Source organism: Candidatus Accumulibacter sp. ACC003, assembly GCF_907163085.1.
Taxonomy (GTDB): Bacteria; Pseudomonadota; Gammaproteobacteria; order Burkholderiales; family Rhodocyclaceae; genus Accumulibacter.
The window spans coordinates 503,685-517,163 of record NZ_CAJQTX010000002.1 but is presented as its reverse complement, the minus strand read 5'-3'; the positions used below and the strand labels follow the sequence as shown (position 1 = coordinate 517,163).

The 13,479-nt window shown below is 62.6% G+C and carries 13 protein-coding genes and 1 pseudogene; 5 read left to right on the top strand and 9 right to left on the bottom strand.

What is annotated here, in order from left to right; genetic code table 11:
- Positions 1–61: 61 nt before the first annotated feature.
- From QZ656_RS06035 to QZ656_RS06020, 4 genes are read right to left on the bottom strand one after another with little or no spacing between them, the layout of a single operon-like run.
- Complete coding sequence (locus tag QZ656_RS06035) at positions 62–1,120, bottom strand: Fic family protein (RefSeq protein WP_291992534.1); 1,059 nt, start codon at positions 1,118–1,120, stop codon at positions 62–64.
- Positions 1,121–1,122: 2 nt separating this feature from the next.
- Positions 1,123–2,337 carry a restriction endonuclease subunit S gene (locus tag QZ656_RS06030; protein ID WP_291992533.1) on the bottom strand — a complete coding sequence of 405 codons (1,215 nt, stop codon included), beginning with the start codon at positions 2,335–2,337 and terminating at the stop codon, positions 1,123–1,125.
- Entirely contained in the window at positions 2,334–3,872 is a 1,539-nt protein-coding gene (locus tag QZ656_RS06025; protein WP_291992532.1) for a class I SAM-dependent DNA methyltransferase, read from the bottom strand. The genes QZ656_RS06030 and QZ656_RS06025 overlap by 4 nt, the downstream gene beginning before the upstream one ends.
- The gene (locus tag QZ656_RS06020) at positions 3,869–4,345 is read right to left on the bottom strand and encodes a hypothetical protein (protein WP_291992531.1); all 477 of its coding nucleotides are present in this window, start codon (positions 4,343–4,345) and stop codon (positions 3,869–3,871) included. Before QZ656_RS06020 ends, QZ656_RS06025 begins: the two co-directional genes overlap by 4 nt.
- A gap of 303 nt (positions 4,346–4,648) precedes the next feature.
- Here QZ656_RS06020 and QZ656_RS06015 point away from each other — a divergent pair.
- Positions 4,649–4,822, top strand: a pseudogene (locus tag QZ656_RS06015) (type II toxin-antitoxin system RelE/ParE family toxin); the annotation flags it as partial.
- 105 nt (positions 4,823–4,927) lie between these two features.
- On the opposite strand, the gene QZ656_RS06010 reads toward QZ656_RS06015, so the two are convergent.
- The 5 genes from QZ656_RS06010 to QZ656_RS05990 all read right to left on the bottom strand — a co-directional run bounded on the left by QZ656_RS06010 (position 4,928) and on the right by QZ656_RS05990 (position 8,463).
- Positions 4,928–5,401, bottom strand: coding sequence for a PaaI family thioesterase (locus QZ656_RS06010; RefSeq protein WP_291992530.1), 474 nt, complete (start codon positions 5,399–5,401; stop codon positions 4,928–4,930).
- 176 nt (positions 5,402–5,577) lie between these two features.
- Positions 5,578–6,447 (bottom strand): Hsp33 family molecular chaperone HslO, encoded by an 870-nt coding sequence (locus QZ656_RS06005; RefSeq protein WP_291992529.1) that lies wholly within the window; start codon positions 6,445–6,447, stop codon positions 5,578–5,580.
- Positions 6,444–6,824 (bottom strand): arsenate reductase, encoded by a 381-nt coding sequence (locus tag QZ656_RS06000; protein WP_291992644.1) that lies wholly within the window; start codon positions 6,822–6,824, stop codon positions 6,444–6,446. Before QZ656_RS06000 ends, QZ656_RS06005 begins: the two co-directional genes overlap by 4 nt.
- 36 nt (positions 6,825–6,860) lie before the next feature.
- Positions 6,861–7,958, bottom strand: coding sequence for a quinolinate synthase NadA (gene nadA / locus QZ656_RS05995; protein ID WP_291992528.1), 1,098 nt, complete (start codon positions 7,956–7,958; stop codon positions 6,861–6,863).
- A gap of 55 nt (positions 7,959–8,013) precedes the next feature.
- Positions 8,014–8,463 carry a rhodanese-like domain-containing protein gene (locus QZ656_RS05990; RefSeq protein WP_291992527.1) on the bottom strand — a complete coding sequence of 150 codons (450 nt, stop codon included), beginning with the start codon at positions 8,461–8,463 and terminating at the stop codon, positions 8,014–8,016.
- A gap of 294 nt (positions 8,464–8,757) precedes the next feature.
- On the opposite strand from QZ656_RS05990, the gene glnA reads away from it, so the two are divergent.
- The 4 genes from glnA to ntrC all read left to right on the top strand — a co-directional run bounded on the left by glnA (position 8,758) and on the right by ntrC (position 13,448).
- Positions 8,758–10,173: a type I glutamate--ammonia ligase gene (gene glnA, locus QZ656_RS05985; RefSeq protein ID WP_291992526.1), complete on the top strand. Its 1,416-nt coding sequence runs from the start codon at positions 8,758–8,760 to the stop codon at positions 10,171–10,173.
- 185 nt (positions 10,174–10,358) lie between these two features.
- Complete coding sequence (locus QZ656_RS05980; RefSeq protein ID WP_291992525.1) at positions 10,359–10,841, top strand: DUF4124 domain-containing protein; 483 nt, start codon at positions 10,359–10,361, stop codon at positions 10,839–10,841.
- 41 nt (positions 10,842–10,882) lie between these two features.
- The gene (glnL, locus tag QZ656_RS05975) at positions 10,883–11,956 is read left to right on the top strand and encodes a nitrogen regulation protein NR(II) (RefSeq protein WP_291992524.1); all 1,074 of its coding nucleotides are present in this window, start codon (positions 10,883–10,885) and stop codon (positions 11,954–11,956) included.
- A gap of 61 nt (positions 11,957–12,017) precedes the next feature.
- Positions 12,018–13,448, top strand: coding sequence for a nitrogen regulation protein NR(I) (ntrC, locus tag QZ656_RS05970; RefSeq protein ID WP_291992523.1), 1,431 nt, complete (start codon positions 12,018–12,020; stop codon positions 13,446–13,448).
- Positions 13,449–13,479 lie beyond the last annotated feature (31 nt).

The following is a 13,479-nucleotide window of genomic DNA, read 5'->3' as shown; positions in this document are numbered from 1 at the left end:
ACAGCTTGTCATAGCTCCCTGTCACAGTTTGTCACAGCTTGCGACGCCCGGCCGTGCGCGGCTAGCGATCCGGCGCTGGCCCGTAGGAACGATTCGGGTCAGTCACGCTGGCAGCGCCCAGCTCGCGGATCAACCCCTTGTCGAGCAACAGCTTGAGGTCGCGCTGCAGCGAACGGCGACTCACGTTGGGAAACAGCGGTTCGAGTTCCCCCAGGGAGAACATCTGTGCCTGATGGATCGCTGCGAGCACCGCTGCCTGGCGCAGCCCAAGAGCATGCTCCCTGGCCTGCACGTCGGCCCGGATCACCGATACGCCGCGACTCTTGACCTCTTCCAGTTGCTGCATGAGGCCGTGCACGAAGTAGTCGAGCCAGTCAGTCAAATTCATATCCCGCTCGCGCACGCCTTGCAGCGCGGCATAGAACGCGCTTCGGTCGCGGTCGAAGAACTCGCTGAGGGTAAACAAGCGCTTGAAATCGTAACCCGCGCGGTAAAGACAAAGGGTCGAGAGCAAACGCGAGGTCCGGCCGTTGCCGTCGACGAAGGGATGGATATGCACCAGCTGGAACTGCGCAATGCCGGCGACCAGCACCGGATGGATGTCCGTGTCGCCGCGCAGCCACTCGATCAGCTCGCGCATCAAGGGCGCCACCTGCTCGGGCGATGGCGGCGTATAGATCACCGCACGCGTGCGGCTGTTGGCGATGTAGTTCTGGATAGTCCGATAGCACCCGGGCTGCGCGGCGTGGCCCCGCACGCCGCTTACCAGTCGCTTGTGGATCTCGCGGAGCAGCCCTTCGGTGATGGGTTCGCCACCACCGAGATACTCCGACACCAGTTCGAAGGCATCGCGGTAGTTGAGCAGCTCGCGCACGTCGTCAACATTGGCACCCGCTACCGTCTCGCCCCCCCACAATCGCTCGGCCTCGCCCAGCGTGAGCAAGGTGCCCTCGATGTGCGTGCTGTGATGCGCCTCCAGCAGCAGCGCCTGCTGGCTCATGCGCTCAACCCACGCCTCTGAAAGCGTCGCCGCTTCCAGAAAGCCGCGCGCCCGCTCGATGGCGGTGAGCGCTGCGGTGATCGAATTCGAGATCGTGAACTTCGGTTGGAAGCTGGTCATGGTTACAACTCTCCTCTGAAGGCGCGGTGCTGGAGGGAGGCGAAGAGGGCATCGAGTTCGGCGAGTGAGGCGCGGTGAGCGGCTTTCAGTTTTTGCGCGATGGCGACATGGCGGGCGAATTCGTGCTGCAAGGCAAGCGGCGGAAGAAGGAGCGGGAAGCCCTTCAGCTGCGTCATGTTTATCGACGCGATACCCGTCGTCTGTTTCGCCGAACGAAGAAAGTAACGCTTACCTCGCTGGCCACCTACCAACCAATTCAGGAATAGCGGGGTCACCGCCTCAGTTGTGAGCCTCACTCTGAAGATGTGATTCTGGTGGATGCACTCGGGTAGTTCGTTATTCCAGAGCGTTCCTCGTCCAAGTTTGTCCGGATCACCGCCTTCGGTCAGGAGCAGATCATCCGCTTGCAATTGATAGCGCTGAATCTCCTCTTCCGTCGCCTCAATGCGCTTGGTGATAGAAAGGTCGAGCGCCCGATCCTGCACATTTGAAACGGCAAGGTAGGGCACCATGCGCGAGACTTTTCCCTGTAGGTTTCGCCCCTTGGTGACCCCAGAAACGATCTCGGCTACCTCGCCGAGAGTCACCGACGCCGGCCATCCCTTCGGATTCGTGACAGGGTCGCCAAACATGTCGAGGAAGATGGATTGGGTGAGTGCTTCGAGTTGGGCGAGAGCGGCGCGGCGCTTGGCCCGCAACGCGTCCGCTTTGTCCAGGATCTCCGCAATTCGCCGCTGTTCTTGAAGTGGTGGCAGCTGAAACCTGTAGCGCGCAATATCTTGCCCGGTCAGGTGTTTGATTGTTGCTCCTGTGTAGTAGTCGGCGAGTTGACCGTTCTGGTAGTCCGTCATGATGCAGTACACCAGATACTTTGCGTCGAGCTTTGGGCCTGGGCGTACTCGATGAATAGCCTTTTGGAACTTCACGTTCGGCAACCGGCCGTCCCAGATCGCTGCCCGCCCCGCTTCCCCGCCTTCGCAAATGACCACGTCTCCCTTCTGCAAGCTGTAACGGTCGTCTTCGTGCGGCTCAAATGGCATGGTTCGCAACTGCGTCGTATTAATTTCAAGCCAGCGGACGTCTGGATTGCGCAAATACGGAAGGGGACGGCCCTTGTTCTTCTTGGCATCCAGCATCTTTCCGAGGCAATGGTCAGCGACATCCGAGAGCTGTACCGTTGGCCAGCGCAAGTGGCCGTTCTGGCTCGCCGATGTCACTTCAGCATTCCCTCCAACTCCTTCATCTCCCGCTGAATCTCCTCCTCCAGCTTCGCCAGCTCGGCCAGGATCTCCTTCGGCGCGCGATGCTCGACCTCCTCGTGCACCACCTCCTTGTAGCGGTTCAGCGACAGATCGTAGCCCTGCGCAGCGATTTCGGCCTTCGCCGCACAGAAACTCTGCGCCGTGCGCGGACGTACGCGCTCATCACCATTGCGCTGCCCCCAGCGCGCCAACACGTCGGGCAGGTTGTTCCTGCCGTGCTCGCCTTCGGCAAGCGCGCTGCGCGGCACCGGGCCAAGCTTGTCTTCGGCCAGCAGCGGCGTGCGCTTGTCGTCGAGGCTCCAGCCGTCGGCCTGGACGTCGTAGAACCAGACGCTGTCGGTGCCGCCCGAGTCGGTACGGGTGAACAGCAGGATCGCCGTCGACACGCCGGCGTAGGGCTTGAAGACGCCGCCCGGCAGCTTGACGACGGCGTCGAGCTTCTGCTCTTCGACGAGCATCCGGCGCAGCTCCTTGTGCGCCTTGCTCGAACCGAAAAGGACGCCGTCGGGGACGATCACCGCGGCACGGCCGCCGGGTTTGAGCAGGCGCAGGAAGAGCGCCAGGAAGAGCAGTTCGGTCTTCCTGGTCTTGACGATCTGCAGCAGGTCCTTGGCCGTGTTCTCGTAGTCGAGGCTGCCGGCGAAGGGCGGATTGGCGAGGACCAGCGTGTACTTCTCCTCCTCGCCGGCGTGGTCCTGCGCCAGCGAGTCACGGTAGCGGATGTCGGGATTTTCGACGCCGTGCAGCAGCATGTTCATGCTGCCGATGCGCAGCATGGTGTTGTCGAAATCGAAGCCGTGGAACATGTGGTGGTGAAAATGCTCGCGCAGCCTGGTGTCGTGCAGGAGGTTCGGATGGCGCTCGCGGAGGACTTCGCCGGCGGCAACGAGGAAGCCGGCGGTGCCGCAGGCGGGATCGCAGATGACGTCGCCCGGCTGCGGCGCGGTCAGCTCGACCATCAGCCGGATGATGTGGCGCGGCGTGCGGAACTGGCCGTTCTGGCCGGCGCTGGCGATCTTGCCGAGCATGTACTCGTAGAGGTCGCCCTTGGTGTCGCGGTCGTCCATCGGTACCGCGTCGAGCAGGTCGACGACCTTGACGAGCAGCGCCGGCGTCGGAATCGTGAAGCGCGCGTCCTTCATGTTCTGCGCGTAGGTCGAGCCGTCGCCACCGAGCGTCCGCAGATACGGGAAGACGTGCTCGGCGACGATGGTGTACATCTCGGCCGGAGCGAAATGCTTGAAGCGCGACCAGCGCAGGTGTTCGTACGAGCGTCCACGGGCGTCGCTGCCTTCGGGGAAGACGCGCCGCGCCAGCGGGCGCTTGAGCCGCGCCGCCTTGTTCTCTTCGAGCGTATGCAGGTCGTCGAGACGGCGCAGGAAGAGCAGGAAGGTGATCTGCTCGATGACTTCCAGCGGATTCGAGATACCACCCGACCAGAAGGCGTTCCAGATCTGGTCGATCTGGCTCTTGATGTTGCCGGTGATCATTCCTTCGTCCTTTTTTGTAGTTTGCTGCGGCGCTGGATCAAGCTCGCGTGCCCGGCTTGCTCAACGGGCTGTTGTCGCATTGCTCGCCCATCGTGCGATGCGTCGCTGCTGCAAACAATCTCTTTCAGCGCCAGCTCCTTGCGGTATTCGGTAAACAGGCGGTTCTCGATGGCGTCGTTACCGGCCAGCGGCTTGCTGAGGATTCCCGCCTTCCCGAGCTTGTCGAGCGCGACGCGCAGCTTGGCGACCATCGCCTTGAGACCCTGTACTTCAGCCAGCCGCGCCAGCGTCGCTCGTCCCAGCGGTAGCTGGCCCTGGGCGATCAACAGCACCGCGCGCTCGAAGCGCTGCACCGAGAACAGCAGCGCCCGCCAGCCGGCAAGCTGTCGGTCATCGTGCCGGAAGTGCGGCAGCGCCAGGTCGACATCGGTGCTGCCTTCGGCCGACATCGCCTTGAGCAGGCCTTTGATCAACGCCGGCTTGAATCCGAACGCCGCGACGACGCGCTGAAGGTCGGCGATTGTCGTTGATTGTCACAATTACAGCAATTGCGACCGAGGCGATAAGTCACGAGTCACGATAAGGGGTCAAGGCGTCAAGGTGGCGAAGCCGACGTGGCAATCCAGACGTTTGACTCTTCGCGTTGTCGATGCGGTGGCCGAAAGGAAATCAGAGGGTGGAACTGGATTGCCGCGTCGGCTGCGCCTCCTCGCAATGACGGCGTGGGTGCCTGATGGGGATGGCTGCCGGGCGTGGCCCCCACAGCGTTGACCGTTAGCGACGCGGCAACCCGCTTGGCCGAATATCCCTTTATGGGGCGATCGGGCAAGATTCCCGGCACCCGCGAGCTGCTCCCTCACGAAAGCTATCGCCTGGTGTACGAGATCGTCGGCGAGACGGTTCTGGCTCTGGTCCACACCTCCAGGCGATGGCCACCTGAGCGCAACTGAGGAGGTCGGGGCAGGGTTTTCGGCCACCGGCCAGCGACGGCTTGCCGTCCGCTCGCTTGCCGCCCAGGATCAGCGGCCACCCGACCGACGCGACAGTTGCTTTGTTTACGCCGGTGGCGTGCTGCCGAAGCTGTCGGGCATTTGTATGGCGACGACTTCACCGCGCGCCGTCGCGACGCCAGCCGCGCTCACCGTCGTCTCGATCACCACCTTGCGGCCCTTGATTTCCTTGACGCGGCCGCGGACCTCCAGTTCGACGTCCAGGGGCGTCGGCTTGAGAAAATCCACGTGCAGCGAACCGGTCACGAAACGGAAGGCGGGCAGCGAGTCCATCTCGCGGCCTTGTTGCCGGTACATGGCGGCGGCGGCCGTGCCCGTGCTGTGGCAGTCGATCAGCGAAGCGACCAGGCCGCCATAGGCATAGCCCGGTACCGAAGTGAGATAGGGCTCGGGCCGGAAACGCGTGACGCTTTCGTCGCCCTCCCAGTAGGTCTTGATCTGGTGGCCTTGCGTGTTCAGGCGGCCGCAACCATAGCAATGGGCGACGTTTTCAGGGTAGTAGTCCTGGAAAGCTTTCATGTGTGGGCTCCTTCTGTTGATGGCAGGGACGAAATGGAATCGCTGCCAGAAGGGTGTTCTCGAGCAGGCACGCTTGTCAACAAGCAGGCGTCTTGTGGCGTACGACGCGGAGCGCTGGCGGCGACGAAAACTGGCGCGACGCCATCGGGAGTACTCCCCGCCTGCCGTCGCAGCGCTCAGTGGACGGTCGGCGGTGTTGCTGTCGGTGACTCGCCAAAAAGTTCGTCGATTGCCAGCGCGTCAAAACGGTATTCGCGATTGCAGATGTCGTCCTTGATCAGCACTTCGCCGTGTTCGTGCAGCGTCGCGTAGACTTCACGACGACCGAGCGAACGCAGCATCGAACGGACCTTGTCCCAGTCTTCGGGGCAGTTGTAGGCGACGGTTCTGGCCGGAAAGATGCGCACGGTCTCTTCGCCAAAGAGGCGTCGTAGCAGGTCTTCGGCGGTCAGCGACAGCAGTTCGGCGGGCTGCACGGTCGCCGCCAGCGCCGCGACGCGCGTCCAGCCATCGGCGTCGCGCTGCTCGGCGTTCGGCAGTCGCTGCAGAAACAGCCCGGCAGCGGCATCCGGCGAAGCGGCGAGAAAGAGTCGTGCGGGCAACTGATCCGACTGTTCGAGGTAGTGTTCAAAAATATCGGCGATGCTGTCGCCGGTGAGCGGCACGATGCTTTGATAGGGTTCGCGCATCGACGGCAAATCGAGGCTTAGCTGCAGTTGGCCGTCGCCGAGCAGTTCGGCCGCCGAGCCATCGGCGACGGCGCCGCTGCACTTGGCCATGCCGCGAATCTGCAATTTCTCGTTGCAGTCGATGACCAGCAGCGACACCGCGCCGCCACCGCGCAGCTGGATGGTCATCCGTCCGGGCTGCTTCAGATTGCCGGCGAGCAAGAGCGTCGTCGCGGTCATTTCGCCGAGGACGCGGCCGACCGGCGCGGCGTAGTCGCGCTGGTCGAGCATTTGTCGCCAGGCCGGTCCGAGGCGAACGACGGCTCCCGAGATGTCCAGGTCTTCGAGCAGGAAACGGCAGAGGTAGTCGTCGATCATGGCTTTGTTCCCAGGAACTCGTTGGCGTAGCGCTGTGCATCGAAGCCGATCAGCAAGGCGTCGCCGGTGTCGATCACCGGTCGCTTGATCAGGCTGGGTTGCGCCGCCATCAGCGTCAGGGCTCTGTTTTCGTCGAGGTCGGCGCGTTGTTCTTCAGCGAGCCGCCGCCAGGTCGTGCCACGGGTGTTGAGCAGCACTTGCCAGCTGACCCGGCGGCTCCAGTCGGCGAGTTGCTCGACACTGATCGCGGTCTTGCGGTAGTCGACGAAGTCCACGGCGACGCGATGCTCGGCGAGCCACGCCAGGGCTTTTTTCATCGTGTCGCAGTTGCTGATGCCGAAGATCCGGTAGCGGTTGGGAGGTGGCTGTTCGCTCATCGGGTCGGGGACGCTGGCTGGCGCGGCCATCGCGGTTCAGGAGATGGCGAGCATTCGTTCGAGCGCGACGCGGGCGAGTTCCATTTCGTGCTCGGGAACCTTGATCTGGTTGACCAGCGTGCCGTCGGCCAGATTTTCCAGCGTCCACGCCAGATGCTGCGGGTCGATCCTCTGCATGGTCGAGCACATGCACACCGTTGGCGACATGAACTGGACGATCTTGCCTTCTGTCTTGACTTCTTCGGCCAGGCGGTTGACCAGATTGAGCTCGGTGCCGACCAGCCAGCAGGTGTTCGGGGCGGCTTCCTTGATCGTTCTGACGATGTGCTCGGTCGAGCCGACGAAATCCGATTGCCGGCAGACTTCGAAGCTGCATTCCGGGTGGGCGATGACCAGTCCGTCGGGATACTGGTTGCGGAAGCGCAGAATGTGCGCCGGCTGGAACATCTGATGCACCGAGCAGTGTCCCTTCCACAGCAGGAGCTTCGCGCGGCGGATTTCTTCGGCGCTGAGGCCGCCCATTTCGAGGTCGGGGTCCCAGACGAACATCTCGTCGAGGGCGATGCCCATCTGGTGGCCGGTCCAGCGCCCGAGATGCTGATCGGGGAAGAAGAGGATCTTCTCACGCCGTTCGAAGGCCCAGGCGGCAACGGTTGCGGCGTTCGACGAGGTGCACACGATGCCGCCGCGGGCGCCACAAAAAGCCTTGAGATCGGCGGCCGAGTTGATGTAGGTGACCGGCGTCAGCTGCTGGTCGACGTCGAGAACCTCGCCGAGTTCGCGCCAGCAGCGTTCGACTTTCGCCAGATTGGCCATATCGGCCATCGAACAACCGGCGGCGAGATCCGGCAGGATCGCGATCTGCTCGGGCTTCGACATGATGTCGGCCACTTCGGCCATGAAATGAACGCCGCAGAAGACGATGTACTGCGCATCGGTTTGCGAGGCCAGGCGCGACAGCTTCAGCGAGTCACCGGTCAGGTCGGCGTACTGATAAACGTCGGCGCGTTGATAGTGGTGGCAGAGCAGCACGGCTTTGCTGCCCAGCCGTTGGCGGGCGACGCGAATGCGCTGATGACACGCCTCGTCCTGCAACTGGTTGAATTTATCGAAGCTGATGGTGGCTGTTGGCATGTTCAGGTACTCGGGTCAATCGCACACAGCCCAGACCGGGCTGTCGGCAAAACGTTCAGCTACGCCACGGCAGGCCGGCGCGACGCCAGCCGCCAACTTTGCCGCGTTGGCCGTTGGCGTCTTTGTCGCCTTCGAAGCCCTCGAGCACGTTGTAGCACGTTGAATTCGCGCCCTGGCTGGCCAGCGCGGCGGCCTGGTGCGAGCGCTGGCCGCTACGGCAGAGGAACATCAGCAGCGCTTCGTCATCGACCTGTTGCTTGAGCTGCGGCAGGAAGTGGGTGTTGGCCTTGTTATCGGGGTAACTGAGCCACTCGATCTCGATCGCGCCGGGTATGCGCCCGACCCAATCCCACTCGGCACGCGTGCGCACGTCGACCAGCTTGGCACCCGGCGCCAGTTGCCATATTTCATAAGCTTCCTGCGGGGTCAGGGCGCCCGCGTAGGGGAGCCCGAGTTCGCGTCCGCGTTCCTGCGCCAGGTTAAGCAGATCTGTCAATCTTCCCATGGTGTCCGCCGACTGCTCCGTCAAGTGAGATCTCACGAGGGGCGAAGTATAGATCACTTGTCTTGTTTGCAGCGCGCGCTGCGGCCTTGACACATCGAGGCGCACTATAATGAGGCGCTCAGCCGCTTGCCGCACCAGCACAGTGCGTCAAGCTGGGCTGGCGTGCGCTCAACACCGTTGTGGCACAATAAAAGTTCTGCATGAGGTGGTTGGCACGTTTTCTGCTTTTGTTTCACCGCGTAACTATTTTCTACTGCCGCCGGCCGAGCCGGCACCTGTTCAGGAGACTCCGCAATGGCAACACCGCAAGATGTGATCAACATGGTCAAGGAAAACGAGGCGAAGTTCGTCGACTTCCGCTTCACCGACACGCGTGGCAAGGAGCAGCACGTGACCGTTCCGGTCAGCGCTTTCGACGAAGACAAGTTCGAGAACGGCCACGCTTTCGATGGCTCGTCGATCGCCGGTTGGAAGGGAATCCAGGCGTCCGACATGCAGCTGATGCCCGATCCCGATACGGCCTATATTGACCCCTTCTTTGACGAAACAACGATCGTCATTACCTGTGACGTCGTTGACCCGGCCGATGGCCGCGGTTACGACCGTGATCCGCGTTCGATCGCCAAGCGCGCCGAAGCCTACCTGAAGTCTTGCGGCGTCGGTGATACAGCTTATTTCGGCCCGGAGCCCGAGTTCTTCATTTTCGATTCGGTGGCCTGGAGCGTCGACATGTCGGGCTGCTCGCTGAAGATCTTTTCGGACGAGGCGGCCTGGGCGAGTGGCGAGAAATCCGAGGGTGGCGGCGGCACTGGCCACCGTCCGGGAGTCAAAGGTGGCTATTTTCCCGTCCCGCCGGTCGATAGCCTGCACGACATCCGCTCGGCCATGGTGCTGACGTTGGAGTCGATCGGCATTCCGGTTGAAGTGCACCACCACGAAGTCGCCACCGCCGGCCAGTGCGAGATCGGCACCCAGTTCAGCACGCTGGTCAAGCGCGCCGACTGGACGCAGCAGTTGAAGTACGTGGTGCACAACGTCGCGCACCAGTATGGCAAGACCGCAACCTTCATGCCGAAGCCGATCGTCGGCGACAACGGCTCGGGGATGCACGTCCATCAGTCGATCTGGAAAGACGGCAAGAACCTGTTTGCCGGCAACGGCTACGCCGGTCTGTCGGAAATGGCCCTCTTCTACATCGGCGGGATCATCAAGCACGCCAAGGCGCTGAACGCGATCACCAACCCCGGCACCAACTCGTACAAGCGCCTGGTGCCGCACTACGAAGCGCCGACCAAGCTGGCCTACTCGGCCAAGAACCGTTCGGCTTCGATCCGTGTGCCGCACGTCGCGTCCGACAAGGCGCGGCGCATCGAAACGCGTTTCCCGGATCCGATTGCCAACCCTTACCTGTGCTTTGCGGCGCTGCTGATGGCCGGCCTTGATGGTATCCAGAACAAGATTCACCCGGGCGATCCGGCCGACAAGAACCTCTACGACCTGCCGCCGGAAGAAGATGCCAAGATTCCGACGGTCTGCGCCAGTCTTGAAGAGGCGCTTGCCGCTGTCGACAAGGATCGCGACTTCCTGACGCGTGGTGGGGTCTTTTCGGACGAGTGGATCGACGCCTTCATCGAGCTGAAGATGGACGAGGTGAACAAGGTTCGCATGACCACTCATCCGGTCGAGTTCGAGCTGTACTACAGCTGCTGAGAACGCGGCGCAGTCAACAGGACGGGCTTGCCCGTCCTTTTTTTTTGTCCGCCGATCTTCGTTCCCGTGCGTTTGTATTCATTTGACTGATCCAATACACTCACACTCGTGCCTGCTTTGTCATTCAGCACGATGCCGGCTCGGCGCCCTCTGGCGGCGGCCAGCGACCAGGGAACAAGACGCCGATGAGACCCCAAAACCTGTTTATTTCGATCGCGCTGCTGTTTTTGGCAGCCGGGCCCGTGCATGCTCAGGACATCTACAAGTGCACCAATGACAACGGCAGTGTCACCTACTCGAACGTTCCGACCAAGAGCTGCCGAAAGCTCGTTCTCGACCCGGTCAACCTGGCGCCAGCGCCCAAGGCTTCGCCGCGGACGCCGACACCAGGTTCCTTTCCGAAGGTGGACGACCAGACGCAGAAATCTCGCGACGGTGATCGCCGCCGGATCCTCGAAAATGAGCTGGCGACCGAGCAGAAGAACGTCGAGCAGGCCAAAACGGCGCTCAAAGGGCAGGAGGCTCTGGTCTTGCCGGAAGAGCGCATGCAGGGCGGCGCGATCAGTGGTGGCAAGGTGCAGGAGCGGCTGCAGCCGTACCAGGACAAGGTCGCTCTGCACCAGCGGAATGTCGAGGCGATCAGCAAGGAAATCGGCAATCTACGCTGATCGTATGGCCATGACGCAGCTGCCATTGCGGCTCGAAACCGGTGTCTGAAGACGCCGGGAATCCATTCGGCGGACTCGACCTGCTGTCGTCGGCAGTCGTCGTCCTTGACGCCAGGCTGGCGATCTGTTACCTCAATGCGGCCGCCGAGAACCTGCTGGCGATCAGCAGCAAGGTTTTCATCGGTTGCCCGCTGGCGGCGGTCATCGAGTGCCCGCCGGGACTGCTGGCGGCGCTCGCCAGCGCCTTGCATGACGGTGGCGGCTACAGCGGGCAGAACGTCGACCTGCGTCTCAGCGACGGCGGGCTGCTCAGGCTCAATTGCGCGGTCAACCGCGCCGACACACGGGAAGAGCTGCTGCTGGTCGAACTGTGGCCGATCGACCAGCAGCTGCGGGCGACTCGCGAAGAGCGCCTGGTCGAGCAGCAGCACGCCAATCGCGAGCTGATCAGAAATCTGGTGCACGAAATCAAGAATCCTTTGGGCGGGATTCGCGGCGCCGCGCAGTTGCTCGAACACGAACTCAACAATCCCGGCTTGCGCGAGTACACGCAGGTGATCATCAAGGAGGCCGATCGCCTGCAGGACCTGATGCGGCGACTGCTGTCGCCGCACCGCCCGATGCAGCCAGGGCCGGTCAACATTCACGAAATCCTCGAACGCGTGCGCAGTCTGCTGCGCGCCGAATTTCCGAACCTGCTGACCGTCAGGCGCGACTACGACACCAGTCTGCCGGAGCTGATTGGCGACCGTGAACAGCTGATTCAGGTCTTCCTGAATATCGCTCGGAACGCCGCGCAGGCGATCATTCGCCAGCCCGCCGCGGTGCGCGTCGGTCCGGGCCAGATCACCCTGCGGACGCGTGTCGCCCGCCAGACTACCTTGTTCAAACGTCGCTATCGCCTGGCACTCGAGGTGCAGGTCAGCGACGACGGCCCGGGCATACCCGAGGACATCCGCGAGCGGATGTTCTATCCGCTGGTTTCGGGTCGCGAAGGCGGTAGCGGCCTGGGCCTGACGCTGGCGCAGAGCTTCGTACAGCAGCACCACGGGACGATTGATTGCGAGAGCCGACCGGGCGACACGTGTTTTACCATTCGCTTGCCCCTGGTCTGAAGGGCTGGCAGGTTTCTTGCTTGGGTAGTTGATGACAATTGCCACGCTGCCTGAGGAATCAATGAAACCGGTCTGGATCGTTGACGACGACAAATCTATTCGCTGGGTACTCGAGAAGACCCTGTCCCGCGAGAAAATTGCTTTAAGAAGCTTTGCCTCGGCCACCGAAGCGCTTGCCGAACTCGACGCCGGCGGTGAACCGCCGCAGGTGCTGGTGTCCGACATCCGCATGCCGGGTCAATCGGGGCTTGAGCTGCTGCAGCTGTTCAAAGAACGCTTCCCGGCGTTGCCGGTGATCATCATGACCGCTTACTCCGACCTGGAGAGTGCGGTGTCGGCGTTTCAGGGCGGTGCTTTCGAATACCTGCCGAAGCCCTTCGATGTCGATCAAGCGTTGGAGTTGATCCGGCGAGCGATCGGCGAAAGCCTGCACCAGGCTGGTGCGCCGAACGAACTCGAGCTGATGCCGGAAATCCTCGGCCAGGCGCCGGCGATGCAGGAGGTCTTCCGGGCCATCGGTCGGCTCAGTCAGTCGAGCGCGACGGTGCTGATTACCGGCGAGTCGGGGTCGGGCAAGGAACTGGTGGCGCGCGCCGTGCATCGTCACAGCCCGCGCGCCGAGCAGCCATTCATTGCCATCAACACCGCGGCGATTCCCCGCGACCTCCTCGAATCCGAACTGTTTGGCCACGAGCGCGGTTCTTTTACCGGCGCCGCGGCGCAGCGCCAGGGCCGCTTCGAACAGGCCGAGGGCGGGACGCTGTTCCTCGATGAAATTGGTGACATGCCGGCCGAGTTGCAGACGCGCTTGCTGCGCGTGCTTTCCGATGGCCACTACTACCGCGTTGGCGGCCATTCGCCGCTGAAAACCAAGGTCAGGATCATTGCCGCGACGCACCAGGATCTCGAGGCGCGGGTCCGCCAGGGCTTGTTCCGCGAGGATCTCTTTCACCGCCTGAACGTCATACGTGTTCGCTTGCCGTCGCTACGCGAACGTCGCGAGGACATCCCGATTCTGGCGCGTCACTTTCTCCAGAAGAGCGCGCACGAACTCGGTGTCGAAGGCAAGCGCTTCTCCGAGGCGGCGCTGAAGCATCTCTGTTCGCTCGACTTTTCGGGCAACGTCCGGCAACTCGAAAACCTCTGTCACTGGCTGACGGTGATGGCGCCAGGGCAACTCGTCGAACTCGCCGACCTGCCGCCGGAACTCCGCGAAGCGCTGCCCTCGGCGCTGTTCAACGACTGGCAACGGGCCTTGGGTGACGAAGTCGACCGTTTGCTGGTGAGCGATCCCGGGCAGGTGCACGAGAAGTTGACGCAGGCTTTTGAACGCGTGCTGATCAACCGCGCGTTACTCCACACCGGCGGACGAAGAATCGAAGCCGCGCAAACGCTGGGAATCGGTCGCAATACAATCACCCGCAAGATTCAGGAACTCGGGCTCGATAGCGCCAGCGGCGCCGCCAGCGACGATCGCGAAGCGCCTCGATAAGCGCCGATTATCGGCGATAATGGCGGCCTCG